Origin of the sequence: Bradyrhizobium sediminis, assembly GCF_018736105.1 — a bacterium.
Taxonomy (GTDB): Bacteria; Pseudomonadota; Alphaproteobacteria; order Rhizobiales; family Xanthobacteraceae; genus Bradyrhizobium.
The window spans coordinates 262,771-289,383 of sequence record NZ_CP076135.1; the positions used below are offsets into that span (position 1 = coordinate 262,771).

The window sequence follows — 26,613 nt, forward strand, 5'->3', positions numbered from 1 at the left end:
ACCGATGTATCGGATCATTCTGTTTCTGGTGTTGATCGCGCTCGCAGCCGCGGGCGCGGCGTGGGTTGCCGATCAGGGCGGCGACGTCGTGTTGTCATGGGGCGGCTGGCGCGTCGCGACCTCGCTGCCGGTATTCGCACTGGCGCTCGGCATTGTCATTGTCGCGGCCGTGTTGGCATGGACCATCCTGCGCGGGCTCTGGCGTATGCCGGCGCGGATCAGGCACAGCCGGCGCGAACGCCGTCAGGCGCGCGGCCGCCATGCCATCACCCGCGGGCTGCTTGCTGTCGGCCACGGCGATGCCGCCGCGGCTCGCCTCCATGCTGATGTCGCGCGCCGCCATGCCGCGCACGATCCCCTGGCGCTGCTCTTGCACGCGCAATCGGCGCAGCTCGACGGCGACCGCGAAGGCGCGCAACGCGCGTTCCGCGCCATGGCCGAGCGCGAGGACACGAGGCTGTTGGGCCTGCGCGGGCTGTTCATCGAAGCGCAGCGCGCCGACGATCCCGTCGCCGCCGTCATGATCGCCGAAGAGGCGCTGAAGCTGGCGCCGGGATCGACCTGGGCATCGCATGCGGTGCTGGGATTCCGCTGCGCCAAGGCCGACTGGAACGGCGCGCTGACCATCCTCGACAACAATCTCGCCTCGGGCCTGATCGACAAGGCCGCGTACAAGCGTCAGCGCGGCGTGCTGCTGACCGCGCGCGCGCTGGAACTTGAGAATGCCGACCGCGACCTGTCGCGCGAGAGCGCGAAGGAGGCGGTCAAGCTGGCGCCGACTTTGGTGCCGGCCGCGGTGCTGGCGAGCAAATACGAGAGCGAGGCGCATCAGGTGCGGCGTGCGATGCGGATCGTGGAGACGGCCTGGCTGGCGCAGCCGCATCCCGATCTGGCCGATGCCTACGCGCATGTGAAGCTCGGGGATTCCGCGCGGCAGCGGCTGGTGCGGATCGAGACGCTGGCCGCGAAAGCGCCGGGCCATATCGAGAGCGCGCTCGCCATCGCCCGCGCCGCGATCGACGCCGCGGAATTTACCCGCGCCCGCGAAGTCCTGGCGCCGTTCACCGCCGCGCCGACGCAGCGGGTGGCGATGCTGATGGCGGAGATCGAGCGGACCGAACACGGCGACAGCGGCCGGGCGCGGGCCTGGACCCTGCGCGCGGTGCGCGCGATGCACGATCCGGTGTGGACCGCGGACGGCTATGTCAGCGATCGCTGGCGGCCGGTGTCGCCGGTGTCCGGCCGGCTCGATGCCTTTCAATGGCAGACGCCGCTGGCGGCGTTGCCGTCCGACCAGGGCGCCGCGATCGAATCCGCAAGGCTCGAGGAAGAGATGCTCGCGCCGCCACGGCGCGTCGAGCCGCCGCGCGAGACCCCCGCCGAGGTGACTGGGCCGCCCGCGGCGCAGGATAATTCGCCGGCCTTGGCGCCGGCAGCCGAAGCGGTCCCGGCTCCACCACCGGCCTCGCCTGTGGCGGGGCCAGTGCCCGCCCCGTCGCCACCGCCGCCGGCCGAACCCGCGCCGGTGGCGGCAGCGCCCCTGTTCCGGGCGCGTCAGGACATTCCCAAAACCGTCCCCTCCAGCGTCCCCCAGGTGATTCCGATTCTTCGGGCGCCGGATGATCCCGGGATCGACGACGAGGCGGCAAGCGACGAATTCGCGGAACAAATCGGCCCGGCGCAGGGCCAGGCCGGCGGCTGGCGCGGGTTCCTGTCCCGCTGGGGCAGCTAAGCAGAGCATTTTCGAGCGAAGCATGCCCCCGGACTTGATCCGGGGCGCTACCGGCCCTCGCAAGGCCGCGTTTTTCTTGCCAAATCGGGCGCTGCCCGATATCAGGTGCGGGCGTTTTCAGGCCGTTTCTGAACGCGCCGCTTGGTCCGCCGCAATAGCTCAGTTGGTAGAGCACGTCATTCGTAATGACGGGGTCACAGGTTCGAGTCCTGTTTGCGGCACCAGTCTTTCCCCCAGATCCGAAGAAGCTGGAAGCATCGTTGGGCGCTGCCTTGCGTCTGACGGCTACTGCGTGATCCACCTCACATAACCGCATTTCCGCCGGGCCTAGTCTCCCCCTGACGCTCAAACACGGGAGACTTCGCATGCGTAAACTCATTTTGATCGCCGCCGTGGTTCTGGCATCCGCGTCCGCTCAAGCCGGCGAGATGCGAAGCCTGACGCTGGCATCGAGCGATCAGCCGGCCGCGGCCGAGCAGCCCACGGCCGTCGAGCAGAAACCGGTCGAGACGCCGAAAGCCGCCGAGGCTCCGGCCGCTACCGAAGCACCGAAATTTGTCGCGCGGCCTGCGGCTGTCGGCACCGCAACCGAAACGCCGAAGGTTGAATCGAGCAAACCCGTCGCCGAGAAGAGCACGCAGACGACCAGGGTTGAAAAGCCGAAGCGCAGGCGCGAAACCACCGAAGCGCGCGTGATCCGCGAACTGCATCGCCACGGCATCTACTGGTAAGCCCTCAATTCCATCATCGCAGGCGCAGGCGAAGCAATCCGGTTCCTGACCGCTCCGGATTGTTCCGCTGCGTCTATTTGCATTCGCAGCGACCCGCCGGTTCCATCGCGATGGCTCTCGCGCGCAGCGATGACTACACAAATAAGCCATCACCCGCGCGTGACTTGATCGCGACGGTCTTGAACTAATCGTGACCTGTGAAGCAGTTCACATCGAAAATTTATAGCCGAGCTAATACGCGGTGCGAATGAACCCGCTCGTGGGAGGCATCCGTGTCACCAACTGGCAATCAGAGTAAAATGAACCTCAATTTCGACTGGCCGGGGATCGTTCGAACCTTGCTCGTCCAGGTTCTCGTCTTGCTCGCGCTGACCGGCGCCGTCGTCTGGTACCTGAATTGGTCGTCGGATCTCGCCTGGGAAGAATTTATCCGCGCGGACAAATCGTCGGTGTCGAGCTCGAACCATCAGCCGCAGTCGCAAGTTCCGGTGCAGACCGTGAAGAGCAAATCGGCCTGCGCCCCGAAAGCTTGAGCGACTAGAGCCCCGTTCCGATGGAATCGGAACGGGGCTCCAGACTTTTGATTTGACGCGTTTTCTTGACGCGAACCGGTCTCCACTTCGCTGGAAAACGCTCTATTCCGTAACGGTCTGCACCACGCTGCCGACCGGACGGCTGGAGACGGCCGGCAGCTTCATGTCCTTGACCAGGACTGCGTCGTATTCGGCCATGGTTTCGAGCTGCACCTTGGCTTTCATCTGCACGACCTTGTAGCCGCCAGCCTTCAGCCGCCGCAACAGCGTGGGCAGGGCTGCAGCGGTGTGCTTCTGCAGATCGTGCATCAGGATGATGCCCTTGCCCTGCTTGTCGAGCTTGGTCATCACGGTGGTGACGATCTGCGCCGGGTCCTTGGCCCTGAAGTCGAAGGAGTCGACGTCGCAGGAGAAGATCGCGATATTGCGCGAACCGAGATAGTCCACCGAGGCCGGGGTGTGCTGCAGTCCCGGAAAGCGGAAGAACGGCGCGGGCGCTGCGCCCAGCGCCATCTTGATCGCGCTGAAACCCTTTTCGACCTCTTCCTTGACCTGCTGCTCGGTCAGCTTCTTGCTGTCGAGATGCGCATGCGACCAGGTGTGGGAGCCGACGGTGTGGCCGGCGGCGGCGACCTGCTTGAGAATTTCCGGATGATAGGTGGAGTGCTTGCCGACCGGGAAAAACGTTGCCTTGGTGCATTCCTCGGCGAGCGACTTCAGCACCGAGGGCGTGGTCGGCCACGGGCCGTCGTCGAATGTCAGCACCACTTCCTTGTCGGTCAGAAAGTCGAGCTGCTTGAATTGCTGGAAGCCGAAGCCCGGACCGCCCGTGGTGTCGACGACCACGACGCGGCTGACGCCGAGCGCATCCGGATTGGCGCAGTTGGTCTTTTGCTGCACCGGCACGGCAGGCTTGGCGGGAACCGGGGCCGAGAGGGCGGCGGTGACCTCGACGTCCTCGCGCGGCTGGCTCGGCTTGGCCGCGGCGACGGGAAGCGGCTCGGCCTTCCGGGCATTGACGGTCTGGGGAGCCGCCGCATCCGCCTTCGGCGAAGAGGTCCAGAACCACACGGCAGCAATGACAACAGCCAAAACAACACTCGCCAGCATCAGGCCCAACGCATTACGCATCGTTACACTTTCCAGAAAATTCACCACACCTTGCGCAGGGGCCATTAATGCAAACGAGGTCTTAACGACCCACCAACGACGGCTGGCCGGGCGAAACTTTTTTGCCCCCAAGGCCCGCGGCGAAGCGTCGCCCGGAGGCGGGCTCGCCGATGAAACCGGCGGGCGGAAGCGCCGTATCGTCATCAGGACCAGCTTGCGACGGCCGGGAAAACGGGGGTTTCTGCAGGATTTTTGCAGTGTGACCGACGTCACAGCGGCCGCGTCGGCGTTCAGGCAGTGTCTGCGTATCAACAACGGGCCCGCTGAGCCGGGCCAAAGGGAGCCGACAATGACCGCTTACCTGACCAGGACCATCCGTCGCGCCGGTTTTGTGCTGGCCTTCGCGGTCTCTTTCTCCGCACTGTCGGCGACCTCGAGCTTCGCCTTCAGCGCCGAAGCGCAGCAGATGTGCACCGGCGACGCGTTCCGCCTCTGCAGCGACGAGATCCCGAACATCCCGAAGATCACCGCCTGCATGTTCAAGAAGCGCGCCAGCCTCTCCACCGGCTGCCGGGCCGTGATGGACCGCGATCTGGCGCAGAAATCGAACAAGGTCGCCGCGGAGTAATCGAGGCTTCCGCGCCTGCCTTCGCAATCGCCGCAACGTCCCAAAACACGTTGCGGCGCCGGTTCGAGCGCATTAGAACGCAGCCAGTTCATGACCGGGTAGGCGTAACACCATGACCAGATTTCTCTTCGTCATTCCGCTCGTTCTGATCGCTTCAGCGGCTTCGGCGCAGCAGGGCGGCGACGCCTGTACGCGCGATGCCTCGCGGTTTTGCCGGGCCCATCTGAACGACGGCGACCAGGTCGTTCTGGCGTGCCTGAAACAGAACCGCGCGCGGCTCAGCAAGGGTTGCCAGCAGGTGCTGGCGAGTCACGGGCAGTAACTCTTTAATCAGGTACTGCCGCCTGCCGCCGTTGCGACCGGCAACACCTCTTTCGCGGCGCGGTCGGGCGTGTCTTCCTTCCAGCGCACCGATCCGAACGGCCGCTCCAGCATGCGGCGGACGCGCACCGGATCCGGTCCGAGATGAAAATCCATCGCCTGCTGGTGCAGCGCGCGTTCGGATTGCGTCGAGCGGCTGCGCTGACGCAGATAATCGAGCCAGGTCGGACAGTGATAGCGCTCGGTCCACAATTCCGGATCGGCGATGTCGCGCGCGATCGACCAGCCATAGGCGCCGTTGCGCTGGCGGCTGAGTTGGACTTCCTGCATCACATTGTGGAAGGCGCGGGCGTTGTCCTGGGCGACGCGGTATTCGATCTCGACCACCAAGGGCCCGCTGCGCCCGGTCAGCGAAAGCCGCACCTCGGGGTCGGCGAGAACCTCCGCATCCTCGTTGCGCGCGCCGACCGGCGGCATGCGCAGCCACAGGCCGAGCAGCGGCGAGACAAACATCATCGCGGCGGAAACCAGCAGCGCGGTTTCCACGCCGGCCAGGTCGGTCAGATGTCCCCAGCCCCAGCTCCCGATCGCGATGCCGCCGGCAATCGAGGCCTGGAATGCCGCCAGCGAGCGGCCTGCGACCCAGCGCGGCGCCGAGAGCTGCACGCCGATGTTGAACAGCGCGACCGCCGCCATCCAAACCGCGCCGGCTACCACCAGCGCGGCCGCCGTCAGCACCGGTTGCCGGCTCAGCGCGACCGCGGCGATGGCGCCCGCCATCGAAAGCGTACAGGCGCGGATGGCGGCCTCGCCGCTCATCCGCTTGCGCAATTCGCCGATATTGAGCGCGCCGATCACCGCCCCCATGCCGAATGCACCGAGCATGATGCCGTAGGTTTGCGCGCCGCCATGCAGCAGATCGCGGGCGATCAGCGGCATCAGCGCCATCACCGAGCCGCCGATCACCCCCGTCACCAGCGTGCGCGCCAGCACGATGCGGATCGAGGGCGAGTTGGCGATGTAACGTACGCCCGATATGATCGCGCGATTGAGACGCTCGCGGGGAAGCCGCGACGGTTCGCTGACGCGACGCCAGAGAAACAGCACGAGGAGAAGCGGAAGATAGAGCACAGCATTGACGGCGAAGGCCGCGACCGCGCCCGCGGCGGCGACGATAACGCCGCCGATGGCCGGACCAAAACTTCGCGCGATGTTGTAGCTGATGCCGTTCAGCGCCACCGCGGCAGGCAAATTCTCCGCCGGCACCTGTTCGCTAACAGACGATTGCCACGCCGGTCCGAACAGCGCCATGCCGCTGCCGACGATGAAACAGAAAAGCAGAAGAACGTTCGGCGTGACCAGACCGAGCCACGCCATTGCCGCCAGCGCCGTCGCGCCGACCAATGCGATCGAAAGCGAAACCAGCGCCACGACCCGCCGGTCATACATGTCGGCGATGGCGCCGGCCGGCATCGAGATCAGCATGATCGGCAGCATCAGGGCGGTCTGCACCAGCGCGACCTTGTCGGCCGACGACGTCATCTGCGTCATCGCCCAGGCGGCGCCGACGCCCTGGATCAGGAGCCCCAGATTGGAAAGCAGGCTGGCGAGCCAGATTCGCCGGAACACCGCATGCCGCAGCGGGGCCGCCACGCCGTCCCCAGCAAACATCGAGCGTTTCGGCGGTTCCGTCATGGCCCGTTCCACAAGCGCCGGTCGCGGCCGGCCCCCTGATTCCCCGCGATTTGCAGTGATGCCTGCGAAAGTCCTTCGCTGTCCAGTGGTCAAGCCGCTATCAGCGGTCACACAGGATGGCTAAAGTACCAGAAAATCGGGGGAGGAGACAAAATGGGCATATCGCGGCGGACACTACTGAGAGGGGCCAGCGTGCTGCCCCTGGCAGCCGGCCATTTCGGGCTTTCAGCTTTTGCGCAGGCGGCGCCGGCTGCCCCGGGCGCGACCCAGGTTCCGCCCATCCTGTTCGTGCATGGCAATGGCGACCATGCTGCGCTGTGGATCACCACGCTGTGGCGGATGGAATCGAACGGTGTTCCGCGCGACCGGATGCTGGCGATCAATTTCACCGATCCGCTGGCGCGAACCGACGACAAGGTCGAGCAACCGAATCGCTCGTCCACGGAAGACCAGCGCCGCGAACTCGGCGAGGCGATAAAGGAATTGAAACGCCGTACCGGTGCGCCGCGGGTGGCGCTGGTCGGCAATTCACGCGGCGGTAATCCGATTCGCAGTTACGTGAAGAACGGCGGTGGTGCCGATGTCAGCCATACCGTGCTGTGCGGCGTTCCCAATCACGGCGTCTATGACTGGGAGCAGAACCTCGGCAACGAGTTCAACGGCCGCGGTCCGTTCCTGCGCGGGTTGAACGACGGCGACAGCGAAGTGACGCCGGGCACCGCGTTCCTGACGCTGCGCAGCGACGGCATCGACAAATATGCGCAAGCCGACGGCCGCTTCGTCGGCAAGCCGGGCACGCCGACCGGCGTCACCCCGGAGGGCCCGGAGCTGAAAGGCGCCACCAATCTCGTGCTCGGCGCGATCGATCATCGCGAGACGGCGTTTCATCCGCGCGCGTTCCGCGAGATATTCAAATTCATCGCCGGCCGCGAGCCGGACCGGATCGCAATTGCGCCGGAAGCGGAGGTCAGACTGAGCGGACTGGTCACGGGTACGCCGGGCGGCGTGCAAACCAACCGCCCGGTGGCGGGCGCGACGATCGAAGTGCATCGCGTGTCGCCCGATACCGGCGAGCGCCTGGGTGGCCCGCTTCATTCGTCGCAAACCGGCGCGGACGGGCGCTGGGGGCCGGCCAAGGTCGATCCGTCCTGGAACCTCGAGATCGTGCTCATCTCAGCCGGTTCGACCACCACGCACTTCTACCGTTCGCCGTTTCCGCGCTCTTCCGACGTCGTGCATCTGCGCGCCGCCCGGCCGCTGGGGCCGGCCGACGCGGGGGTGGGCGCGGTTGTGCTGATGTCGCGGCCGCGCGGCTATTTCGGCCTGCCGCGCGATGTGGTGTTGTTCGACGGCAAGCAGCCGGCGGATGTGAAGCCGGGCGTGCCGACTGACTCGGTCGCTACCTTGCGGCTTCCGGCCGCGGAGGCCGGGCGTGCCGTTGCGGCGCAGTTCAACGAGGAGCGGATCGTCGCGCGGGCGTGGCCGGCAACGGAAAACAGGATTGCGCTCGCCGAGTTCACTTACTAGCTGTTTGATCTGACCCGATCCGCGCGCCTCATGGCGCCCGGATGGGGGCCTGTGAGCGACGCCATGCGGGCCGACGGCCCGTCAGAACTGCGAGGCCTAAGTGAGCATAGCCGAAGCTTGGGACACGCTCGCTGCGCATCGGCCGCTGCTGCCGCCGAGCCCGCCGCGCGCGCCCGATACCATGACCGTGTTCGGGCGGATGATGGCGATGCGCGAGAGCGTGATCGGCACCTGGGGGCAGCGCGCCTATGAAGAGGACATCATCCGCGGCCGCTTCTTCGGGCGCTCCAGCTTCATTCTCAACACGCCGGATTCGATCCGTCATGTACTGGTCGACAATTACGAAAATTACGTGCGCACGCCGGCCGCGATCCGGGTGCTGCGCCCGGTGCTGGGCGAAGGCCTGCTGATTGCCGAAGGCCGTGCCTGGAAGCATCAGCGCAGAACACTGGCGCCGGCCTTTACGCCGCGCGCAGTCGCAACGCTGGTTCCGCACATGGTCGCGGCGACGGACGAGACGATTGCGAAGCTCGGCGCAGCCAGCGGCGGGCCGGTCGATCTGCGCGAGGCGATGCAGCGGATGACGCTCGAGATCGCCGGGCGCACGATGTTTTCGTTCGGGATGGATCGCCACGGCGCGGCGTTGCGTGATTTCGTGATGGAATATGGCGAGCGGCTGGCGCGGCCGCATTTTCTCGACCTGCTGCTGCCGCTGAACTGGCCGAGTCCGCAGGATTTCTCCCGCGCCCGCTTCCGCAAGCGATGGACGGGTTTCGTTGCCATGCTGATGGCGGAACGCCGGGCCGCCGGCAAGAAGGAAGGCGCCCCGCCGAGCGACCTGTTCGATCTGATGAATGCGGCGCGCGACCCCGAAACCGGCGAAGCCTTCACCGACGAGCAGTTGGGGGATCAGGTGGCGACGATGATTCTCGCCGGCCACGAGACCACCGCCACCGCCCTTTTCTGGTCGCTGTATCTGTTGGCGCTGGATCCGGACACGCAGGAGCAACTGGCCGCCGAAGTCAAAGGCGCTGATGTCAGCGACGCGTCCGATGTCGAGCGGCTGAAATTTACCCGCGCGGTGGTCGACGAGACCATGCGGCTCTATCCGCCGGCGTTCCTGATCGCGCGCGCCGCCGCCGCGCCGGACACCATCGCGGGCATGCCGGTGAAGAAGAACGATGTGGTTCTGATCGCACCATGGCTGCTGCACCGGCACGAAAAGCTCTGGCGCGATCCGAACGCCTTCATCCCGTCCCGTTTCATGCCGCCTGCGCCACCGCCCGATCGTTTCGCCTATCTGCCGTTCGGCGTCGGCGCCCGGGTCTGCATCGGCTCGCATTTTGCGCTGGTCGAAGCCACCCTGGCGCTGGCCAAGATCATCGCCACGTTCAAGGTCGAGCTTGTCGACCAGGCGCCGGTGATGCCGATCGGCGTGGTGACGACGCAGCCCGACCGCTCGCCGATGTTCCGCATCACGCGTCGGTGACAAGGCATTGCTTGGAGGGGGGCGCAATCTGCCCTAGGCTTGGGTTATGAGCGACATCAAGGCCCAGTTTTCCCTGCTGAGACAGACAGCCGATCCCGTGGTGATCGATGCGATCCAGCATGTGGTCGAGGAGGGCGAGGACCACGAGCTCAACCGCATCAATGTGCTGGACTTTTCGAAGCGGCGCGGGCTCGACGAAGAGAAGGTGATTTCGGGCTTTCTGCATGCCGCCCGGCTAGGGCTGTTCGACCTTTCCTGGAATGTGCTGTGCCCCGGTTGCGGCGGCGTGCTCGGCGCCCATTCGACGCTGAAATCGCTTCGTCCGGACGACTATCACTGCGGTCTCTGCGCCTGCGGTTACGAGGCCTCGGTCGACGAGCAGGTCGAGGTCGCCTTCACGGTCAGCCCGCGGGTCAGGCACATCGCCGCACATGATCCCAATTCGCTGCCGGTCTGGGAATATTACAAACAGGTTTTCTGGAGTTCGGGCGTCGATTTCGACAAGGAATCCGTTGCGGCGCTGGCTGACGAGGTGACGCTGGATACGATTGAACTGCCGGCGGGCGAGAAGGCGGTGCTGTCGCTGCAATTGCCGAAGGAATTCATCATTATCTTCGAGCCGGTCACCCACTCGGCTCAATTCATCGACGTTCAGGGCGAGCCGACCAGGGAACGTCAGCAGTTGTCGCTGGTCTACAACAAGACGCCGACGCCGACCGGGGGAACCAGGACGATGCGTCCGGGACCGCTGCGGCTGTCGCTCGACAACCAGGCCGACCTGCGGGTGCTGCCGTCGGTGTTTATCGCGGGAGATGCGATGCATCACCTGATCGGCAAGCGCAAGCCGTTCCTTACCGCCAAGCGGATGCTCTCGAACCAGACCTTCCGCGACGTCTTCAAGGCCGACAATCTCAGCGTCGATCAGCGCCTCAAGATTACGTCGCTGACCTTCCTCTTCACCGACCTCAAGGGTTCGACGGCGCTGTACGAACGGGTCGGCGATCTCGCCGCCTTCGATCTGGTCCGGGCGCATTTCCGTGCGCTGCTGGAGATCATCTCCGCGGAGAAGGGCGCCGTCGTGAAGACGATCGGCGACGCCGTGATGGCGACGTTCATTCGGCCCGAGCACGCGATCGTCGCCGGCTTGCGGATGCGTGCCGCGATGGATGCGCTCAACGCCGCGCGCGGGACCGAGGACCTCGTCGTCAAGATCGGCATCCATGAAGGTCCGTGCCTCGCCGTCATGCTCAACGAGCGACAGGATTATTTCGGACAGACCGTCAACATCGCAGCCAGGGTCCAGAACCTGTCGACATCGCAGGAGATCCACATCACGGCGCCGGTGATCGAAGCGCCGGCGGTTGCCGCGATTCTCGAGAAGGAAGCGATCAGGCCAATCCAGAAGGAAGCCGCGCTGCGCGGCATCGCCGACAAGATGGTGGTCTACGAGATACCCTGAGATTGCCTATCGGTAATGCTTCGCCGGAACCGGCATGGATTGCGTCGGTTGATTTTCCGACCCATATACTGGCCTTGGCCGCCGATGCGGCGAAACAGGCTCACGCGATTTCGGTAGAGAGAGATTGATGCTGGACGGATTACGCCAATTCATTGCCGAGGTCGTTTCCTCCGCCGGGCACGAAGATCGGGTGTTTGACGATACCGGGTATCGTCTGGCGGCGACGGCGCTATTGATTCACGTCGTTTCGATCGACGGCGAGCCGTCCGAATTGGAAAAGCGCAAGCTGCACAGTCTGATCGAAAGGCGCTTCGGGCTTGATCCCGGTTCGGCCGATCACCTGATCGCGGCCGCCACCCGTGTCGAGGGCGAGGCGGTCGATCTCTATCATTTCACCAGCGTCATCATGCGCTCGGTGGATGAGGAAGGCCGGCTCCGCATCGTCGAGATGATGTGGGAACTGGTTTTTGCCGACGGTCAGGTCAGCGAGTTCGAGGATAACGTCGTCTGGCGCGCGGCCGACCTCCTGGGAGTGTCCTCGCGCGACCGGATCGAGCTCAAGCACCGTGTCGCCGGCAGGCTACCCACGGCGGAGGGCGGCCAGGATATTGCAGACGCGGCATCGTGAGGCGCAGCCCGGGGGTCATTGGTTGGCGCGGCACTGGACATGGGTTGGGGCGGTACCGGACATGACGAAATTTTAATGTGCCGGACAATCGGCCTCGCCGAACGCAATAAACCTTCGAAAGACAGCACTTCAATTCGCAGCACCGTGCGTTTGGGCAACCCGATATGCTTGCAGATGGCTTGCATCTCACCTCAAGCCTGTGCTCTCGTTTCCTGACTTAGCCGCATTTCCTGCAATTGATCCAAGAGCATTGAATCGTGACCGAGCGTGTGACGCTGATTACCGGTGCCTCGGCGGGCATAGGCACCGAGCTGGCGCGCGTTTTTGCTTCGAACGGCCATCGGGTGGCCCTGGCGGCGCGACGCGCAGATCGTCTGGCTACGCTGGCGGATGAGATTACCGCCGGCGGCGGTGCTGCGCCGATCGTGATTGCCTGCGATCTCGAACAGCCTGATGCCGGCGACAGGATCGCCGCGGCCTTGGCGGCCGAGGGCGTGGAGGTCGAATTCGTCGTCAACAATGCGGGCTTCGGTCTGTTCGGCCACGCGATCAAGCTGGATCGTGACGAACAGCTCGGCATGCTCGCCGTCAATATCCGCGCGCTGACCGACCTGTCGTTGCGGTTCTCCGATGATCTGATCCGGCACCGCGGTGGCATCCTCAATGTCGGTTCCATCGCCAGCTTTCTGCCGGGGCCTGGAATGGCGGTATATTACGCGTCCAAGGCCTATGTGCTGTCGTTCTCGGAAGCGCTGCGCGGGGAACTCGCGCCGCACGGCGTGCGGGTAACTGCGCTGTGTCCGGGTCCGGTGCCGTCGGAATTTCAGGCGCGGGCGGGCTTTCTGCCTGGAGTTGATTCGCTGGTCCTGAACGTCTCCCCGGCCGACGTTGCGTTGGCCGGCTACCGCGGGCTGATGGCCAACAAGCGCGCCGTGCTGCCCGGGGTCGGCATCAAGATCGTGCCATTCCTGCTCCGGTTTTTCCCGCGCGGGTTTGTGCTGTCCGTGGTCGGACGCTATCAGCTGCGGAAACGCTGAAAATCGCGCCCCGTCCCGGCCCGGCTTTGGCCCGCGATTTGCTTATATTTCCCATGAACTCACACGAAATTAACGGCGACTTAGGTATGATTCTGGCTTGATAGCCGAAAGACAGAAAAGTCGATGTTTCAGTCCGGCAAGATCAACGGTGAAAACGTCCTGCGCTTCCCGGGTCGGGCGGCGGCGGCCCCTCTCGCGCCTGCCGCGGCCGCTTCCCTGCTGCCGGTCCTGATCGTCCTGCACCAGGAAACCTCGACGCCGGGCCGGGTCGGTAATGCGCTGCGGGCGCTCGGGCACGGGCTGGATATCAGGCGTCCGCGTTTCGGCGATTCGCTTCCGGAAACCCTGGATGACCATGCCGGCGCGGTCATTTTCGGCGGACCGATGAGCGCGAATGATCCCGATGACTTCGTTCGCCGGGAGATCGACTGGATCGCCGTGCCGCTGCGGGAGCAGCGGCCGTTTCTGGGAATCTGCCTGGGCGCGCAGATGCTCGCGATGCAGCTCGGCGCGCGGGTCGCGCCGCATCCGCAAGGCCGGACGGAGATCGGCTATTATCCGATTCGCCCCACCCCTGCCGGGCTGGCGCTCTGCCGGCACTGGCCGGACCACGTCTACCACTGGCACCGCGAAGGATTTGAACTTCCGCGCGGCGCCGAATTGCTGGCCGAGGGCGGCGACTTCCCGATCCAGGCGTTCCGGTCGGATAATGCTTTCGGCTTCCAGTTTCATCCCGACGTGACCTACGCGATGATGCATCGCTGGACCACGCGCGGTCACGAGCGTCTGGAATCGCCGGGCGCGCGGCCGCGCCACCACCACTTCGCCGACCGCGCGATCCATGACGTGGCCGAGCGCGCCTGGCTGAAGGCGTTTCTCGATGGCTGGCTGGCGCGCATGCCGCTGTCGATGATGTCGGAAGCGGCGGAATAGCGCGCAAAAAACAAAAACAACGCCGCGATATTCCGCGCCGCGGTTCTCGAAGCCTTTCCAAATCTGCAGATGTGCTAGTGTCGGCCTCGTCAGCTCGAGGCAAATAATCAGCGAGCGCGGGGGGAGGCGATATGACCGGCGACGAATTCGCACGGCTGTTGAGCGATTTCACGTTGTCAGCGGAATCCGGCGACGGCGAGCGCTTCGCAAGACATTTCACCGAGGACGCGATCTATCACGATTATATCTACGGTCCTCACAAGGGCCGCGCCGACATCGCGCATATGATGCGGGATCTGTTTCACCGCGATGCTGCCGACTATCGCTGGGAGATGTTCGATCCGGTGTTCGACGGCACGATGGGATATGCGTGGTCGCTGTCGAGCTTCACTTCGAAAATCCCGCAGTTCAAGGGCAAGCCGGTCGTGATCGACGGCATGAGCCGCTTCATCGTGCGCGACGGCCTGATCGCCGAATATCGCGAATCCGTCAACGGCGGCGTGGCGATGGCGCAACTCGGGGTCGAGCCGGACCGCATGACAAAGGTATTCAAACGATGGACCGGCTGGCTCGAGGAGCGGCCGGAAACCATCGACTATCTGGCGCGGCCTGCAGGTTCGCGCGCAAAAAGAGCGACCTGAAAAACATGAATCAGCAGCAACGCGCTGCCGCGAAAGACACAGGCGAAAACAGGGAGAGTCCGGTGGCCTATCAGCATATTCTCTATGACGTGAGCGAGAAGATCGCGACCATCACGCTCAATCGCCCCGATCGCATGAATGCGTGGACGCCGATCATGGAGCGCGATGTGCGCCACGCCATGGAAACCGCCGCCGCGGACGACAATGTGCGCGTCATCGTGCTGACCGGTGCAGGGCGGGCATTCTGCGCCGGCGCCGACATGGACGCGCTGAAGGGGCTCGATCCCGACGACATCAGGCGCGCCCAGAGCCTGCCGCCGTTCGACATGAACCGGCGGCCGGACTGGCAGTCGCGCTACGGATATTATCCGTCGATCCCAAAGCCTGTGATCGGCATGCTGAACGGCGCCACCGCCGGCATCGGGCTGGTGCATGCGCTTTATTGCGACCTGCGCTTCGCCGCCGACAATACGGTTTTCACGACCGCATTCTCGCGCCGCGGCCTGATCGCCGAGCATGGCATCAGCTGGATGCTGCCGCGCATCGTCGGCCACGCCAACGCGCTGGATCTCTTGATGTCCGCGCGCCGGGTCTCGAGCGACGAGGCGCTGCGCATCGGCCTCGTGAACCGGCTGTACCCGCCGGACCAGCTGCGCGAGCAGACCTATGCCTATGCCCGCGATCTCGCCGATTTCGTTTCGCCGAGCGCGATCGCGGTCATCAAGCGGCAGCTTTACGACATGCCGTTCCAGACCTTGGCCGAAGCGACCATCGACGCCAACCGCGAGATGGTGGTGGCGCTGCGCGGCAGCGACTTCCGCGAGGGCGTCGCCAGCTTCATGGAGAAGCGGCCGCCAAGGTTTACGGGGAAGTAAGGGGGCACCTTGCAGCCCGCCGTCGCCCTGCGGGCTTTTGGCGGGGCAACCTTCGCTCACTTCGCTACGATAGACCTTTCGGGCTTGCCTGGCCGAAGCTCGCGAAGCGAGCGAAGGCTGGTGGAGCCAGGCGGGATCGAACCGCCGACCTCGTCATTGCGAACGACGCGCTCTCCCAGCTGAGCTATGGCCCCATCGCGACCGCCTCGAAGGGAATAACGGCGGTCGGCAATCGGCGCCATTTACAATCTGCGCCAAGGCCAAGTCAAGAACAGTGAAATCGCGGTTTTTCGGGCCTTTTTGCCGGGAACTTCCCTTGTTTGCAGGGGGAGGAACCGGTATCTAGCAGGCAGCAACCCCCGCGAGCCCATCCCCCATGCGTGCCGTTCTCGACATCATCATCATCATTCTCGATCTTTATGTCTGGCTGCTGATCGCCTCGGCCATTCTGTCCTGGCTGATCGCCTTCAATGTCGTCAACACGCGCAACCAGTTCGTGTCGGCGGTGGCCGAGTTCCTGTACCGGATCACCGAACCGGTGCTGGCGCCGATCCGCTCCTTCATGCCCAATCTCGGCGGCCTCGATATCTCGCCGATCATCCTGATCCTGATCATCATGTTCATCCAGCGGGTGATTGCCTACTACATCTATCCGAATGTGATCTGATCGCGTGCACGGATAGCGGATGGATGCTCGATGGATCCCTGGCGCTATTCAACCGAGGGCATCAGCGTCGCCTTGCGCGTCACGCCGCGCGGCGGCCGCGACGATATCGACGGCCTTGAGACGCTCGCCAACGGCCGCACCGTGGTCAAGGTGCGCGTCCGCGCCATCGCCGAAGGCGGCGAAGCCAATCGCGCGGTGACGGAGTTGCTGGCCAAGGCGCTCGGGGTGCCCAAGCGTAATGTGCGGGTGCTGTCGGGCACGACGTCCCGCCTCAAGCAGATTGCCGTCGACGGCGACCCTGCCAGGCTCGGCGAGGCGCTGCGAATACTGACCGCGGCGAAGCCGGATAAGATCAGACAGAAGGATTGAAATGACGGCCCGGATCATCGATGGAAAGGTCATTGCATCAGAGCTTCGCGCCCGTGTCGCCGCCGAGGTGGCCCGCGTGCAGCGCGAGCACCGGCTGACGCCCGGGCTCGCGGTGGTGCTGGTCGGCAGCGACCCCGCCAGCCAGGTCTACGTCCGCAGCAAGCACAAGCAGACGCAGGAAGCCGGCATGGCCTCCTTCGAGCATGTGCTGCCGGCCGACGTCGCGCAGGCCGATTTGCTGGCGCTGATCGCGAGGCTCAATCGCGATCCAGCCGTGCACGGTATCCTGGTGCAATTGCCGCTGCCGAAATCGATTGCTACCGAGACCATCATCAACGCCATCGATCCCGCCAAGGACGTCGACGGGCTGCATCCGAACAATGCCGGCCGGCTCGCGGGCGGCTTTGCGGCGCTGTCGCCCTGCACGCCGCTCGGCTGCATCATTCTCACCAAGAGCGTGCACGCCTCGCTCGAAGGCATGAACGCCATCGTCATCGGCCGCTCCAATCTGGTCGGCCGCCCGCTGGTGCAGCTGCTGCTCAACGAGAACGCCACGGTGACGATTGCGCATTCGCGTTCGCGCGATCTCGCGTCGCTCTGCGCCCGCGCCGATCTGGTCTATGCCGCCGTCGGCAAGCCGGAGATGGTGCGCGGCGACTGGATCAAGCCGGGCGCCACCGTGATCGATGTCGGCATCAACCGGTTGCCCGCCGCCGACGGCAAGACCCGGCTGGTCGGCGACGTCGCCTTTCAGGAAGTGTCGGAAGTTGCCGGCGCGATCACGCCGGTGCCCGGCGGCGTCGGTCAGATGACGGTGGCCTGCCTTTTGGTCAACACGCTGCGGGCGGCATGCGCGATCCACGGATTGCCGAAGCCGGCGGTGTAGTAACGGTCATTCCGGGGGCGCGCACTTGCGCGAACTACGATGTGCAATTGCACATCGGAGAATCTCGAGATTCCCCGGTGCGCAATTGCGCACCTGAGGTCTGGTCCTTCGGACCATCCCGGAATGACGGGCTTTGTCGTCACCCCGCGGCATTCTCGATCAGCCGCCGGTAGAACCGGATCATGTCGGCATAGCCTTCGATGCTGAGGCGCTCGTTGGTGCCGTGAAACCGTTTCAGGTCGTCCGAATTGGCGCGCACCGGCGAGAACCGGAAAATCTTGTCGGTAATGTCAGCGAAATGGCGCGAATCGGTCGCGGCCACCATCAGGCCGGGGGCCACGACGACGTCGGGAAAAATCTCCCGGATGGTGCGATTGAGCATCTTGAAGGATGGGCTTTCGGTGCCGGTCACCGGCGGCGGATCGGTATTGCCGGGAAACGGCTCGACGGAGATGCGGTCGTTCCTGACGGTCGAGCGGATGTGATCGACCACGCTGCCCTGGGTGTCGCCCGGCAGCAGGCGGAAGTTGACGGTCGCGGCCGCATTGCCGGGCAGCACGTTATCCTTGTCGCCGGCATTGAAGATGGTCAGTGCGGTGGTGGTGCGGACCATCGCCTCGGTGGGCCCGGTCTTTTCGAATTCGCGCAGCAATAGCGGCTTGAACAGCCAGAGGTTGGACAGCACGACGCGGTTGAAGCCGCTCATTTCCGGCGCGATGGTGTCGAACATCTCCGCCACCGCGCCGCGAACCTGCATCGGCAGGCGGTGGTCTTCCAGCCGCGCCAGCGCCGCGCTCATCATGCCGATTGCGGTCTGGCGCGGCGGCATCGAGGAATGGCCGGGGGTCGAATGCGCGGTCAGGACCAGCGTCGCGTAGCCCTTCTCGGCAACGCCGACCAGGGCGGCCGGCTTGTCGAGGCCCTTCATGATGCCTTCGGTGATCAAGAGGCCCTCGTCGAGCACGAAGTCGAGTTTGACGCCGCGCGAGGCGAGCGTGGCGGCGATGACCTTGGCGCCCCTGACGCCGGCGACTTCCTCGTCATGGCCGAAGGCGAAATAGACGGTTCGATTCGGGCGATAGCCCTCCTTGGCCATTTGTTCGGCGGCTTCCAGCATTGAATAGAGGTTGCCCTTGTCGTCCCACGATCCGCGGCCCCAGATGAAGCCGTCGGCAATGACGCCTTCATAGGGCGGATGCTGCCAGTCCTTCCCGGTGCCCGGCGCCACCGGCACCACGTCCTGATGCGCGAGCAGCGCGATCGGCTGCGCCTTGGGATCGGTGCCCTCCCATGTGTAGAGCAGGCTGTGGCCGGCGATGACTTCGCGTCTGGCCGCGGCATGAAAGGCGGGAAAGCTTCTTTCGATATGCGCCCGCAGGCCGCGCAGCGCCTCGGCATCCTGATCGGGATTGAGAAAATTCGAAATGGTCTGGAAGCGGATCGCCTCGCTGAGCCGCGCCGCCGCGCCCTGCTGGTCGACTGCCGCTCGCGGTACGGCTGCGACCTGAATCTGCCGTGAACCGTGGGTGACGACATTGAACAGCAGCACGCCGGCGAGAACGATGATCCCCGCAACGACGAGCAGCAGGAGGTTGCGGATGATTTTCAGCAGCCGGCGCATGATATTTCTCTTCCTCATGGTGAGGAGGCGCACTTGCGCCGTCTCGAACCATGAGGCCAAGGCTCGGGCCTCATTCTTCGAGACGCCCGCAAGTGCGGGCTCCTCAGGATGACGAATATCACGCGCGTGGCTTCAACGCCTACTTCTTCGCCTTGGCGCGCGCAATGCCTTCCACGATCAGCTTGTGTGCATCCTCGGCGCCGCCCCAGCGCAGGACTTTCACCCATTTGCCGGGCTCGAGATCCTTGTAGTGCTCGAAGAAGTGCTGGATCTGCTGCAGCGTGATCTCCGGCAGGTCGCTGTAATTGCGCACCTTGTCGTAGCGCTGGGTCAGCTTCGATGAAGGCACGGCGATGATCTTTTCGTCGCCGCCGGCCTCGTCTTCCATCAGCAGCACGCCGACCGGCCGCACGCTCATGACGGCGCCCGGAACGATGGCGCGGGTGTTCGCGACCAGCACGTCGCAGGGGTCGCCGTCGCCCGACAGCGTGTGCGGGATGAAGCCGTAATTGCCGGGATAGCGCATGGCGGTATAGAGAAACCGGTCGACCACCAGGGTGCCGGCCTCCTTGTCCATCTCGTATTTGATCGGCTCGCCGCCGACCGGGACTTCGATGATGACGTTGACGTCATGCGGCGGATTGATCCCGATCGAAATGGCGTCAATACGCATGGATGGCTCCGCGTGGGTTTGAATTCAGCTCATGGATAGGGTGCGACGCCGGCCGAAGCCAGCCTCGATTTGCTCAAACCCGGTGGAACTTTAGTTGGTCCAGGCGAACGCGACCTTGTCGAGCGACTTGGGCCCGAACTTTTCCGAGGAACGCGCGACCATGCGGCCGCCGAGGGCGCGATAAAACTCGGTCGCGGCATCGTTGTCGGACAGCGCCCAGATCACCATGCTCTTCAGCCCGCTTTGCAGCAGGTCGCGCCGTGCGGCGGTGAACAGCCGGCGGCCGAAGCCGAGACCCTGGAATTCGGGCCGCAGATAGAGTTCGTAGATCTCGCCTTCGAAGTGCAGGCTGCGGGCGCGGTTGCGGCCGTAATTGGCGTAGCCGGCGACCTTGTCGCCGAACACCAGCACGCTGACGCGGCTGCCCTTGCGGATCGCGCTGTCCCACCATTGCGGGCCGCGTCGGTTGATCAGCTTCTCCAGCTCGGCACCGGGAATGATGCCCTGATAGGCCGAGCGCCAGGCTTCGTCATGGGTAGACGCCACCGCGGCTGCGTCCGCAGCTTTGGCCGGCCGAACCTCGATCAGGGTTGTGCTCATGGAGGCAATCAAAGCAAGTCAGCGCGCCCGCTTCAAGGTCTATCGTTAATTATCGGTTAACCTGTGGATTTTCTGCATCAGTCCTGCCGGCCGGCTGTACCGAAAAAGGACAGGGAGACGCCTCTGGCGGCATTTTGCCGGCGCCCGGCGGTGCAAAAGCGGTCGGGACCGCTCAATCTCCGCCATCCCGCTCGCGGAAAATCCACTCAATGTGATTCGTCGTGGGTATTCTGTTCCGCAAATCCGGGCTCTGTCCCTCGGGCCTGCGTCAGGCAAATTCATGCAATTGCTCAAAGCTCTGCTGGTCCTGGTTGCGGTTGGCGCGGTCTGTACCCAAGGCGCGGCCGCGCAGGATCGGCTGGGCCCGCAAGGCGCGGAGGCCGAACCGAACCGCATGCAGCAATGGCGGGTGCCGTCGCCGGCCATGGAATCCGCGGCGCAGGCATTGCTTTTTCGTCCGCCCGGCGACGGGCCGTTTCCGCTCGCGGTGATCGCACACGCCTCCACGCAGAACGTGCTGCGTCGCGCGCAAATGCCCCCGCCCGAATACCGCGCGCTGGCGGCCTGGCTGGTGGCGCGCGGCTTTGCCGTGCTGGTGCCGGAACGCCCCGGCCACGGCGCCACCGGCGGGCGCTATCTGGAGGACCAGGGCGGTTGCGACGAAGCCAATTATGCGCGCGCCGGACGCGCCACCGCGGATGCGATCGCCGCGGCCGCAGGTGTGCTGCGCAAGGCGTCCTTCATCCGGCCGGAGGGCATGGTCATCGTCGGGCACTCGGCCGGCGCATGGGGCGCGCTGGCGCTGGCGAGCGAAAACCCCAAAGACGTCTCGGCCATCATCGCTTTTGCGCCCGGCCGCGGCGGGCACGCCAATGATCGGCCCAATCAGGTCTGCGCGCCGCATACGCTGATTTCGGCGGCGGCCGAATTCGGCAAGGCGGCGCGGGTGCCGGTGACCTGGCTGGTGGCGGCCAACGACACCTACTTCTCGCCCGAGCTGTCGCGGCGGATGGCCGATGCATTCCGCGGCGGCGGCGGCAAGGTTGGGTTTCGCGTGCTGGCGGCGTCGGGCAGCGAGGGGCACTGGTTGCCGGAGACGGAAGCCGGCGTGAAAATCGCCGGACCGGAGCTGGATCGCGCGCTGAAGGCGCGCATGCCGATCGCGGCGAGGAAGCGATGACGCTCTATTTCCTCATCAAATATCTGCACGTGCTCGGTGCGACAGTCATTCTCGGCACCGGGACCGGCATCGCCTTCTTTATGCTGATGGCGCATCGCAGCCGCGATCCGGCCTTCATCGCGCGCACGGCGGCGGTGGTGGTGATCGCCGACATGCTTTTCACGCTGACCGCGGTGCTGCTGCAGCCGGTCACCGGTTGGCTGTTGATGCTGTTGTCGGCAACGGGCCTGTCCGAGCGTTGGCTCGTCACTTCGCTCGGGCTTTACGCCGTCGCCGGGCTGTTCTGGGTTCCCGTGGTCTTCATGCAGATCGAAATGCGCGATCTGGCGCGAACGGCCAATGCGCGGCGCGAGCCGCTGCCGCAGCGCTACTCCGCGCTGTTTCGCCGCTGGTTCCTGTTCGGCATTCCCGGCTTCGGTTCTGTCATGATCATCCTCTGGCTGATGATCGCCAAGCCGCAATTCTAGGAAGAGTCAGCAATGAGCGAGAGCAAATGGCCCAAAATACTCCTGCTCGGCGCCTCCGGCCTGATCGGGCGGTTCGTCACCGACGATCTGCGTGCCCGCGGCTTTGACGTGATCGGGATCGCGCGGCGATTTTCGCCGTCGCAGAAGGCTACCGCGCACGATCTGGAAATGCCGGTCATGTCGATGGATCGCGGCGCGCTGGCGCGGCTGATCGGGGAATACGAAATCGATATCGTCGTCAATTGTCTCGGCGTGCTGCAGGACGGCCCGGGCAGCGATACCCGCGATGTGCACCGCGATTTCGTGGAACGGTTGCTTCGCGCGATCCGCGATTCCGGCCGGACGATCCGGCTGGTGCAGATCTCGATCCCCGGCGCGGCGGACGAGGATCGCACCGCCTTCAGCGCGACAAAGCGCGAGGCCGAGCGGCTGATCGCCGTGTTCGGCATACCCTATGCGATCCTGCGGCCGGGGTTTGTGATCGCGCCGGCGGCCTACGGCGGCAGCGCCATGCTGCGCGCGCTGGCGGCATTTCCGGTTGACCTCCGCGCGGCCGAAGCGGCTGTCCCGTTCCAGCCGGTCGCGGTCGAGGATATCGCGGCCACGATCGCCTGGCTCGCCGACCGCGATATCGCGGACGAAACTGCAAACGCCGTGACGTGGGATCTGATGCAGCCGCAGCCGGTCACGCTCGGCGGCGTGATCGATCAATTCCGCCGCGCGTTCGGTACCGCCGACATGCCGCGCCTCGCGCTGCCCGCCTTCCTGCTCGATCTCGGCGCCAGGGGTGGCAATCTCGCAAGCTGGCTCGGCTGGATGCCGCCGATGCGCACCACGGCGATTGCCGAGTTGCGCCGTGGCGTGAGGGGGGACCCGCGTCCCTGGATGCTTGCGACCGGCATCGTGCCGAAGACGCTGGCGCAGGCGGTGGGACAACGCGCCGCCACCATCCAGGACAAATGGTTTTCGCGGCTGTTCCTGATCAAGGCGCTGGTGATTGCGAGCCTCGTCGTGTTCTGGATCGCTTCGGGCTCTATTGCATTGTTCATTTCCTATGACGCCGCGGCAGGCATCCTGCGCTCGCACGGCTTTCCGCCGGCCCTGGTCGCGCCGGTCACGGTTCTGACCAGCCTGATGGATATGACCATCGGCGTCCTGATCGCATTCCGGCGGACCTGCGGATTCGGGCTGGTCGCGGGCATCGTGGCATCGCTCGGCTACATGGCGGGCGCTGCGATCCTGACGCCGGACCTGTGGGTCGAGCCGCTCGGCGCGCTGGTCAAGACCGGGCCGGCGGTCGTGCTGATGGCGGTGGCGCTGCTGACGCTGGATAACAGGTAGCGTTTTCGAGCAAAGCGGGCGCCGGTTCGCGCTCAGGAAAAACGCGCCAAGAGTGAAGAGCAGATGACAGCGTGGCCGGACGACGACGTGATCCTCTACGACGGCGTCTGCGTGTTCTGCCCGCGCTGGGTCCGCTTCGTCGCCGCGCATGACGTCGAGCGGCGCTTTCGCTTCACCGCGATCCAGTCACCCTACGGCACGCGGCTGGCGCAGGCCTTCGGCATCGATCCCGATGACCCCGACACCAACGCCGTGGTCCATGGCGGCGAGGCGTTCTTCAAATCCGACGCCGCGCTCACGGTGCTTTCGAATTTGCCGGGATGGGGCTGGGTGCGCGCCCTGCGCGCGGTGCCGAAGCCACTGCGCGACGCGGTCTACAATCTCGTCGCGCGGAATCGCTACCGGATTTTCGGGAAGTACGAGGCGTGCTTTATTCCGGATGCGGAGTTGAGGGCGAGGGTGATGAAGTAGGGGGTTAGACCGAATCATTCTTCCTCTACGACGCTTATCTCAAATCTGGTCACTTAACGTCATCGAGACATCAATCAAACCGGAGCGACAACCGATGCTGACAACTCTGTGGGCCGCCAACGCCGACGAAATCGACGATCTCATCATTTGGCTGGACAATCATCCGGACGAAGTGGACCCGTTGTCCCGTGATGCCGTCGCGCAGTGGTTAGTGGAATTCTTGCGAAACGCGGAAGCGTTCCCGTCCTCCGCCGCCGTTCCGGAAGGGGCGGTAGATGTGCTTGACGCGGTGATCGAGGACTGGACCGAAGTTTTGACCGCCCACGACGAGGGGTTTCTCACAGAATTAAAAAAGCTTCGCAATGAAGCGTCTTAGGGGGCTGTCTGATAGACAGCACCACTAGTCGACAAGCCGCAAAATCATCCGTATGGGCGCCATCAACACGACGTCGCTATGTCGCGGGAGCAGCACGGCCGGCATTTCCTGTGCTATCCGTTTGCCGGCGCTGAACAGCGCGTTCGCGTTCGACAAAATCGAGAAAGCCGCGATGGCAAGTATTTCAACTACGATTATCCGCCTTCATGGCGCCGCGTGGGTGGTCTAGAAGAAATTCGAGTGATAACGGTAGGTGTGTCAATAGAGCGAACCCAGACTGTTCATCCGCTAACAATTATTTTAGGTTCATCCGTAGTCGCGATATCCAAATTTTGCAGGCGCTCTGAATGACCAAAGCAGTTTTCACCACGAAGGTTACGCCGAGCTACAAAGACCTGCCGGAGGTGCGATATCACTTTCCTCGCACGTACCTAAATTATGTCCAACAGACTATTGGCGACTATATCGTCTACTACGAACCCCGTAGATCCAGCGCAGCACTTTCAAGTCGCGGAGGACGTCAATCCTATTTTGGTGTGGCTCGTGTTGATTCGGTGATTGAAGACGCCGACTTGCCTGATCACTATTTTGCAATCATTGACCGTACAAGTTATCTAGATTTTGACACGGCTGTCCCATTCTATCATGGCGAGGAATATTACGAGAGTGCACTCGAAAAGGATGATGGAAGCACCAACAAAGGTGCATTTGGACGCGCCGTTCGCCTCATTCCGGATGATGAATTCGATCGGATATTTAGGGCTGGCTTCGCTCCAGTCATTCAGGGGAATTTATCCTCAGAAGTAACGTTGCCTGGATTCTCGGAGCCGCCTGCGCCATTCGAGCGCCCCGTTGTCGAGATGATGGTCTCTCGGCTATTCCGTGACCGGTCTTTCATGCACAATGTTCGTGCCGCGTATTCAAATCGATGCGCCGTCACGGGACTACGCTTGATCAATGGTGGAGGGCGCCCTGAGGTTCAGGCGGCGCATATCCAGCCGGTAGCGTCGAAGGGACCTGACTCTGTTCGCAACGGACTAGCTCTATCCGGAACAGTACACTGGATGTTTGATCGAGGACTAATTTCTATAGGCGACGATTACAAAATTCTCGTTGCCAAGGGTCACGTTCCTGATGACGCCGTTCGTCTCTTGAATCAAAGCGGGATGATCAATTTACCCAAAGATTCAACGCTTCATCCAAATGCGTACTTCTTGAAATTTCACAGGGACGAAGTTTTCAAAGGCTAGCGCTCAGCCTTGCGCGCAAGAACCTCTCCCGTCGCCCGCTCGCCCGAATCCCTCGCCCCGTGCGCCGTCGAGAAAAAATCCGGCGAGGTCGCCTCGCCGGCAAAGAACAGCCGCCCATCGACCGGCGCTGCGAGCACGGCGCGGTCGCCGGCGTGGCCGGGCAGCGCGTGCGAATAGGAGCCGCGCGCGAAGGGGTCGTGGGCCCAGCGCGATTCCGCAAGCGGCTTCAGTCGCCGGCGAAAGTCGTTGCCGAGCAGGCTTGCGATCTCGTCGATGCTTTGCGCGGCCAGCGCGCCGTCGCCGGCGTCTTCAAGTTGTCGCGCGAAGCGCCCGCCGAAAAAGCCCTCGATGCAGGGCTGGCCGAACGGGCGCAAATGAAAGGCGCCCATCGCGGTGCGCATGGTGGCGCCGCGCAGATTGCCGTCCTTCGGCAGCGCCTCGGGCCGGTCCAGCGCCAGCGTTACCTTGTCGGCAAGGCCGAGCGGCAGTCCGCGCGCGGCGTCGACCTTGTCGGGCAGCGCCGGGTGGAAGCGGATCGATTCATCGGCAATCAGGTTGGTCGGCACGGTGACGATCACCTTGCCGGCGCTCAAGGTGCCCCGCGAGGTTTCGATCCGCAGGCGCGGTCCGGAATGATTGATCAGGGTGACCTGGGTATTCAGCGCGAGCGGGCAGGAGGCGCCGTAGGTCGCGATCAGCGCGCCGAAGCCGCGCCGCACCCGCCAGTTGATCTCGCTGTCCTCATAGGCGTCCATGTCGAGGAGCGAGACCCGGTCGAGCTCGCTGCCGTTCACATAGGTCGAGATCGCGTCGATCATCGGGTTCCAGCGATTGCCGGGCTCGAGACAGCTGCTGGCGGCGCCGTCGCGGCCGTCCCTGCGCAATTGCTCCGCGGCGTCCTCGGCGCGGCCGTAGAAGGCGTCGAGCGCCCCGATGAAGTCGGCGCGCTCCTTCGGTGGAAATGCCTTGTCGTAACTCTGCTCGCGCCAGGGCGGACGGGTCTTGTCGATCTCGAAATTGAGTCGCCCGGCGATCTCGACGAAGGAATTCTGGTCGGCCGAATGCAGCCAGCCGCAGCCGAGGTCGAAAGTGACCTCGGGCGACGCCATGATGGTGTGGCCGCGCCCGCCGACGCGGTCGCGCGCTTCCAGCACGATGACGGAGAGTCCGGAATTTTCCAGCGCCCGCGCGGCGCCAAGGCCTGCGGCGCCAGCGCCGATGATGGCGACATCGATTTCGGAGGGGAAGGACATAACGTCGTCCATCTTGTCGTCGCGCCCGCGCTCCTCGCGGGCATCCACGGTTACTTACCTAGTATCCAAAACGTGGATGGCCGGGACAAGCCCGGCCATGACGGTATTTTCGTTCAGTTG

The 26,613-nt window shown here is 64.3% G+C and carries 28 protein-coding genes and 2 tRNA genes; 23 read left to right on the forward strand and 7 right to left on the reverse strand.

The window, feature by feature from the left end; all coding sequences use genetic code 11:
* Positions 1-4 precede the first annotated feature (4 nt).
* From KMZ68_RS01300 to KMZ68_RS01315, 4 genes are all read left to right on the forward strand, one after another.
* Positions 5-1,732 carry a heme biosynthesis protein HemY gene (locus KMZ68_RS01300; protein WP_215614137.1) on the forward strand — a complete coding sequence of 576 codons (1,728 nt, stop codon included), beginning with the start codon at positions 5-7 and terminating at the stop codon, positions 1,730-1,732.
* A 148-nt stretch (positions 1,733-1,880) separates the two neighbouring features.
* A tRNA-Thr gene (locus tag KMZ68_RS01305) sits at positions 1,881-1,956 on the forward strand.
* Between the two features lie 141 nt (positions 1,957-2,097).
* Positions 2,098-2,463, forward strand: coding sequence for a hypothetical protein (locus tag KMZ68_RS01310; RefSeq protein ID WP_215614138.1), 366 nt, complete (start codon positions 2,098-2,100; stop codon positions 2,461-2,463).
* Between the two features lie 272 nt (positions 2,464-2,735).
* Complete coding sequence (locus tag KMZ68_RS01315) at positions 2,736-2,996, forward strand: hypothetical protein (protein ID WP_215614139.1); 261 nt, start codon at positions 2,736-2,738, stop codon at positions 2,994-2,996.
* A gap of 102 nt (positions 2,997-3,098) precedes the next feature.
* Here the strand turns inward: KMZ68_RS01315 and KMZ68_RS01320 are convergent, their stop codons facing one another.
* Positions 3,099-4,127 (reverse strand): polysaccharide deacetylase family protein, encoded by a 1,029-nt coding sequence (locus tag KMZ68_RS01320; protein WP_215614140.1) that lies wholly within the window; start codon positions 4,125-4,127, stop codon positions 3,099-3,101.
* A 328-nt stretch (positions 4,128-4,455) separates the two neighbouring features.
* On the opposite strand from KMZ68_RS01320, the gene KMZ68_RS01325 reads away from it, so the two are divergent.
* Together KMZ68_RS01325 and KMZ68_RS01330 are read left to right on the forward strand one after the other, a co-directional pair.
* Complete coding sequence (locus KMZ68_RS01325; protein WP_249779488.1) at positions 4,456-4,734, forward strand: hypothetical protein; 279 nt, start codon at positions 4,456-4,458, stop codon at positions 4,732-4,734.
* A 112-nt stretch (positions 4,735-4,846) separates the two neighbouring features.
* Positions 4,847-5,056 carry a hypothetical protein gene (locus KMZ68_RS01330; protein ID WP_215614141.1) on the forward strand — a complete coding sequence of 70 codons (210 nt, stop codon included), beginning with the start codon at positions 4,847-4,849 and terminating at the stop codon, positions 5,054-5,056.
* 8 nt (positions 5,057-5,064) lie between these two features.
* Here KMZ68_RS01330 and KMZ68_RS01335 read toward each other — a convergent pair whose 3' ends face one another.
* The gene (locus tag KMZ68_RS01335; RefSeq protein ID WP_215614142.1) at positions 5,065-6,750 is read right to left on the reverse strand and encodes an MFS transporter; all 1,686 of its coding nucleotides are present in this window, start codon (positions 6,748-6,750) and stop codon (positions 5,065-5,067) included.
* A 153-nt stretch (positions 6,751-6,903) separates the two neighbouring features.
* Here KMZ68_RS01335 and KMZ68_RS01340 point away from each other — a divergent pair, with 153 nt between their 5' ends.
* The 8 genes from KMZ68_RS01340 (at position 6,904) to KMZ68_RS01375 (ending at position 15,339) form a co-directional block, all read left to right on the forward strand.
* On the forward strand, positions 6,904-8,277 hold the full coding sequence (locus KMZ68_RS01340) for a hydrolase (RefSeq protein WP_215614143.1): 1,374 nt from the start codon (positions 6,904-6,906) through the stop codon (positions 8,275-8,277).
* 100 nt (positions 8,278-8,377) lie between these two features.
* Positions 8,378-9,766 carry a cytochrome P450 gene (locus tag KMZ68_RS01345; RefSeq protein ID WP_249779489.1) on the forward strand — a complete coding sequence of 463 codons (1,389 nt, stop codon included), beginning with the start codon at positions 8,378-8,380 and terminating at the stop codon, positions 9,764-9,766.
* A gap of 46 nt (positions 9,767-9,812) precedes the next feature.
* Positions 9,813-11,225: an adenylate/guanylate cyclase domain-containing protein gene (locus KMZ68_RS01350; protein ID WP_215614144.1), complete on the forward strand. Its 1,413-nt coding sequence runs from the start codon at positions 9,813-9,815 to the stop codon at positions 11,223-11,225.
* Between the two features lie 127 nt (positions 11,226-11,352).
* A complete protein-coding gene (locus KMZ68_RS01355) occupies positions 11,353-11,853 on the forward strand; it encodes a TerB family tellurite resistance protein (protein ID WP_215614145.1) in 501 nt (166 codons plus the stop codon).
* A 257-nt stretch (positions 11,854-12,110) separates the two neighbouring features.
* Positions 12,111-12,890: an SDR family NAD(P)-dependent oxidoreductase gene (locus KMZ68_RS01360; protein WP_215614146.1), complete on the forward strand. Its 780-nt coding sequence runs from the start codon at positions 12,111-12,113 to the stop codon at positions 12,888-12,890.
* A 123-nt stretch (positions 12,891-13,013) separates the two neighbouring features.
* Positions 13,014-13,823, forward strand: coding sequence for a glutamine amidotransferase (locus tag KMZ68_RS01365; protein ID WP_215614147.1), 810 nt, complete (start codon positions 13,014-13,016; stop codon positions 13,821-13,823).
* Positions 13,824-13,954: 131 nt separating this feature from the next.
* On the forward strand, positions 13,955-14,464 hold the full coding sequence (locus KMZ68_RS01370; protein ID WP_215614148.1) for a nuclear transport factor 2 family protein: 510 nt from the start codon (positions 13,955-13,957) through the stop codon (positions 14,462-14,464).
* A 62-nt stretch (positions 14,465-14,526) separates the two neighbouring features.
* Complete coding sequence (locus KMZ68_RS01375; RefSeq protein ID WP_215614149.1) at positions 14,527-15,339, forward strand: enoyl-CoA hydratase; 813 nt, start codon at positions 14,527-14,529, stop codon at positions 15,337-15,339.
* Between the two features lie 118 nt (positions 15,340-15,457).
* Here KMZ68_RS01375 and KMZ68_RS01380 read toward each other — a convergent pair.
* Positions 15,458-15,533 (reverse strand) — tRNA-Ala (locus KMZ68_RS01380).
* Between the two features lie 182 nt (positions 15,534-15,715).
* On the opposite strand from KMZ68_RS01380, the gene KMZ68_RS01385 reads away from it, so the two are divergent.
* From KMZ68_RS01385 to folD, 3 genes are read left to right on the forward strand one after another with little or no spacing between them, the layout of a single operon-like run.
* A complete protein-coding gene (locus tag KMZ68_RS01385; RefSeq protein ID WP_215614150.1) occupies positions 15,716-16,006 on the forward strand; it encodes a YggT family protein in 291 nt (96 codons plus the stop codon).
* A gap of 30 nt (positions 16,007-16,036) precedes the next feature.
* Entirely contained in the window at positions 16,037-16,375 is a 339-nt protein-coding gene (locus tag KMZ68_RS01390; RefSeq protein WP_215604390.1) for a DUF167 domain-containing protein, read from the forward strand.
* Between the two features lies 1 nt (position 16,376).
* Positions 16,377-17,261, forward strand: coding sequence for a bifunctional methylenetetrahydrofolate dehydrogenase/methenyltetrahydrofolate cyclohydrolase FolD (gene folD, locus KMZ68_RS01395; protein WP_215614151.1), 885 nt, complete (start codon positions 16,377-16,379; stop codon positions 17,259-17,261).
* Between the two features lie 139 nt (positions 17,262-17,400).
* Here the strand turns inward: folD and KMZ68_RS01400 are convergent, their stop codons facing one another.
* The 3 genes from KMZ68_RS01400 to KMZ68_RS01410 form a co-directional block, all read right to left on the reverse strand.
* On the reverse strand, positions 17,401-18,882 hold the full coding sequence (locus KMZ68_RS01400) for a M20 family peptidase (RefSeq protein WP_215614152.1): 1,482 nt from the start codon (positions 18,880-18,882) through the stop codon (positions 17,401-17,403).
* A gap of 139 nt (positions 18,883-19,021) precedes the next feature.
* A complete protein-coding gene (ppa, locus tag KMZ68_RS01405) occupies positions 19,022-19,555 on the reverse strand; it encodes an inorganic diphosphatase (RefSeq protein WP_215604393.1) in 534 nt (177 codons plus the stop codon).
* 90 nt (positions 19,556-19,645) lie between these two features.
* Positions 19,646-20,155: a GNAT family N-acetyltransferase gene (locus KMZ68_RS01410; protein ID WP_215604394.1), complete on the reverse strand. Its 510-nt coding sequence runs from the start codon at positions 20,153-20,155 to the stop codon at positions 19,646-19,648.
* A 280-nt stretch (positions 20,156-20,435) separates the two neighbouring features.
* Between KMZ68_RS01410 and KMZ68_RS01415 the strand changes: the two genes are divergently transcribed.
* The 6 genes from KMZ68_RS01415 to KMZ68_RS01440 all read left to right on the forward strand — a co-directional run bounded on the left by KMZ68_RS01415 (position 20,436) and on the right by KMZ68_RS01440 (position 25,240).
* Positions 20,436-21,335 (forward strand): alpha/beta hydrolase family protein, encoded by a 900-nt coding sequence (locus KMZ68_RS01415; protein ID WP_215614153.1) that lies wholly within the window; start codon positions 20,436-20,438, stop codon positions 21,333-21,335.
* Positions 21,332-21,802 carry a DUF2269 family protein gene (locus KMZ68_RS01420; RefSeq protein WP_215614154.1) on the forward strand — a complete coding sequence of 157 codons (471 nt, stop codon included), beginning with the start codon at positions 21,332-21,334 and terminating at the stop codon, positions 21,800-21,802. The genes KMZ68_RS01415 and KMZ68_RS01420 overlap by 4 nt, the downstream gene beginning before the upstream one ends.
* Before the next feature lie 12 nt (positions 21,803-21,814).
* Positions 21,815-23,143 carry an SDR family oxidoreductase gene (locus tag KMZ68_RS01425; protein ID WP_215614155.1) on the forward strand — a complete coding sequence of 443 codons (1,329 nt, stop codon included), beginning with the start codon at positions 21,815-21,817 and terminating at the stop codon, positions 23,141-23,143.
* Positions 23,144-23,206: 63 nt separating this feature from the next.
* Positions 23,207-23,614 (forward strand): thiol-disulfide oxidoreductase DCC family protein, encoded by a 408-nt coding sequence (locus KMZ68_RS01430; protein ID WP_215614156.1) that lies wholly within the window; start codon positions 23,207-23,209, stop codon positions 23,612-23,614.
* Positions 23,615-23,708: 94 nt separating this feature from the next.
* Entirely contained in the window at positions 23,709-23,990 is a 282-nt protein-coding gene (locus KMZ68_RS01435) for a hypothetical protein (protein WP_215614157.1), read from the forward strand.
* A 347-nt stretch (positions 23,991-24,337) separates the two neighbouring features.
* The gene (locus KMZ68_RS01440) at positions 24,338-25,240 is read left to right on the forward strand and encodes an HNH endonuclease (protein WP_215614158.1); all 903 of its coding nucleotides are present in this window, start codon (positions 24,338-24,340) and stop codon (positions 25,238-25,240) included.
* Here KMZ68_RS01440 and KMZ68_RS01445 read toward each other — a convergent pair.
* Entirely contained in the window at positions 25,237-26,493 is a 1,257-nt protein-coding gene (locus tag KMZ68_RS01445; protein ID WP_215616140.1) for a flavin monoamine oxidase family protein, read from the reverse strand. The genes KMZ68_RS01440 and KMZ68_RS01445 overlap by 4 nt on opposite strands.
* Positions 26,494-26,613 lie beyond the last annotated feature (120 nt).

Coding starts and splice junctions, on each gene's coding strand:
- KMZ68_RS01440 (WP_215614158.1), top strand. CDS start 24,338: ATGACCAAAGCAGTTTTCACCACGAAGGTTACGCCGAGCTACAAAGAC.
- KMZ68_RS01410 (WP_215604394.1), bottom strand. CDS start 20,155: ATGAGCACAACCCTGATCGAGGTTCGGCCGGCCAAAGCTGCGGACGCA.
- KMZ68_RS01425 (WP_215614155.1), top strand. CDS start 21,815: ATGAGCGAGAGCAAATGGCCCAAAATACTCCTGCTCGGCGCCTCCGGC.
- KMZ68_RS01445 (WP_215616140.1), bottom strand. CDS start 26,493: ATGTCCTTCCCCTCCGAAATCGATGTCGCCATCATCGGCGCTGGCGCC.
- folD (WP_215614151.1), top strand. CDS start 16,377: ATGACGGCCCGGATCATCGATGGAAAGGTCATTGCATCAGAGCTTCGC.
- KMZ68_RS01400 (WP_215614152.1), bottom strand. CDS start 18,882: ATGCGCCGGCTGCTGAAAATCATCCGCAACCTCCTGCTGCTCGTCGTT.
- KMZ68_RS01320 (WP_215614140.1), bottom strand. CDS start 4,127: ATGCGTAATGCGTTGGGCCTGATGCTGGCGAGTGTTGTTTTGGCTGTT.
- KMZ68_RS01390 (WP_215604390.1), top strand. CDS start 16,037: ATGGATCCCTGGCGCTATTCAACCGAGGGCATCAGCGTCGCCTTGCGC.
- KMZ68_RS01415 (WP_215614153.1), top strand. CDS start 20,436: ATGCAATTGCTCAAAGCTCTGCTGGTCCTGGTTGCGGTTGGCGCGGTC.
- KMZ68_RS01310 (WP_215614138.1), top strand. CDS start 2,098: ATGCGTAAACTCATTTTGATCGCCGCCGTGGTTCTGGCATCCGCGTCC.
- KMZ68_RS01335 (WP_215614142.1), bottom strand. CDS start 6,750: ATGACGGAACCGCCGAAACGCTCGATGTTTGCTGGGGACGGCGTGGCG.
- KMZ68_RS01340 (WP_215614143.1), top strand. CDS start 6,904: ATGGGCATATCGCGGCGGACACTACTGAGAGGGGCCAGCGTGCTGCCC.
- KMZ68_RS01370 (WP_215614148.1), top strand. CDS start 13,955: ATGACCGGCGACGAATTCGCACGGCTGTTGAGCGATTTCACGTTGTCA.
- KMZ68_RS01430 (WP_215614156.1), top strand. CDS start 23,207: ATGACAGCGTGGCCGGACGACGACGTGATCCTCTACGACGGCGTCTGC.
- KMZ68_RS01420 (WP_215614154.1), top strand. CDS start 21,332: ATGACGCTCTATTTCCTCATCAAATATCTGCACGTGCTCGGTGCGACA.
- KMZ68_RS01435 (WP_215614157.1), top strand. CDS start 23,709: ATGCTGACAACTCTGTGGGCCGCCAACGCCGACGAAATCGACGATCTC.
- KMZ68_RS01365 (WP_215614147.1), top strand. CDS start 13,014: ATGTTTCAGTCCGGCAAGATCAACGGTGAAAACGTCCTGCGCTTCCCG.
- KMZ68_RS01325 (WP_249779488.1), top strand. CDS start 4,456: ATGACCGCTTACCTGACCAGGACCATCCGTCGCGCCGGTTTTGTGCTG.
- KMZ68_RS01330 (WP_215614141.1), top strand. CDS start 4,847: ATGACCAGATTTCTCTTCGTCATTCCGCTCGTTCTGATCGCTTCAGCG.
- ppa (WP_215604393.1), bottom strand. CDS start 19,555: ATGCGTATTGACGCCATTTCGATCGGGATCAATCCGCCGCATGACGTC.
- KMZ68_RS01350 (WP_215614144.1), top strand. CDS start 9,813: ATGAGCGACATCAAGGCCCAGTTTTCCCTGCTGAGACAGACAGCCGAT.
- KMZ68_RS01355 (WP_215614145.1), top strand. CDS start 11,353: ATGCTGGACGGATTACGCCAATTCATTGCCGAGGTCGTTTCCTCCGCC.
- KMZ68_RS01385 (WP_215614150.1), top strand. CDS start 15,716: ATGCGTGCCGTTCTCGACATCATCATCATCATTCTCGATCTTTATGTC.
- KMZ68_RS01300 (WP_215614137.1), top strand. CDS start 5: ATGTATCGGATCATTCTGTTTCTGGTGTTGATCGCGCTCGCAGCCGCG.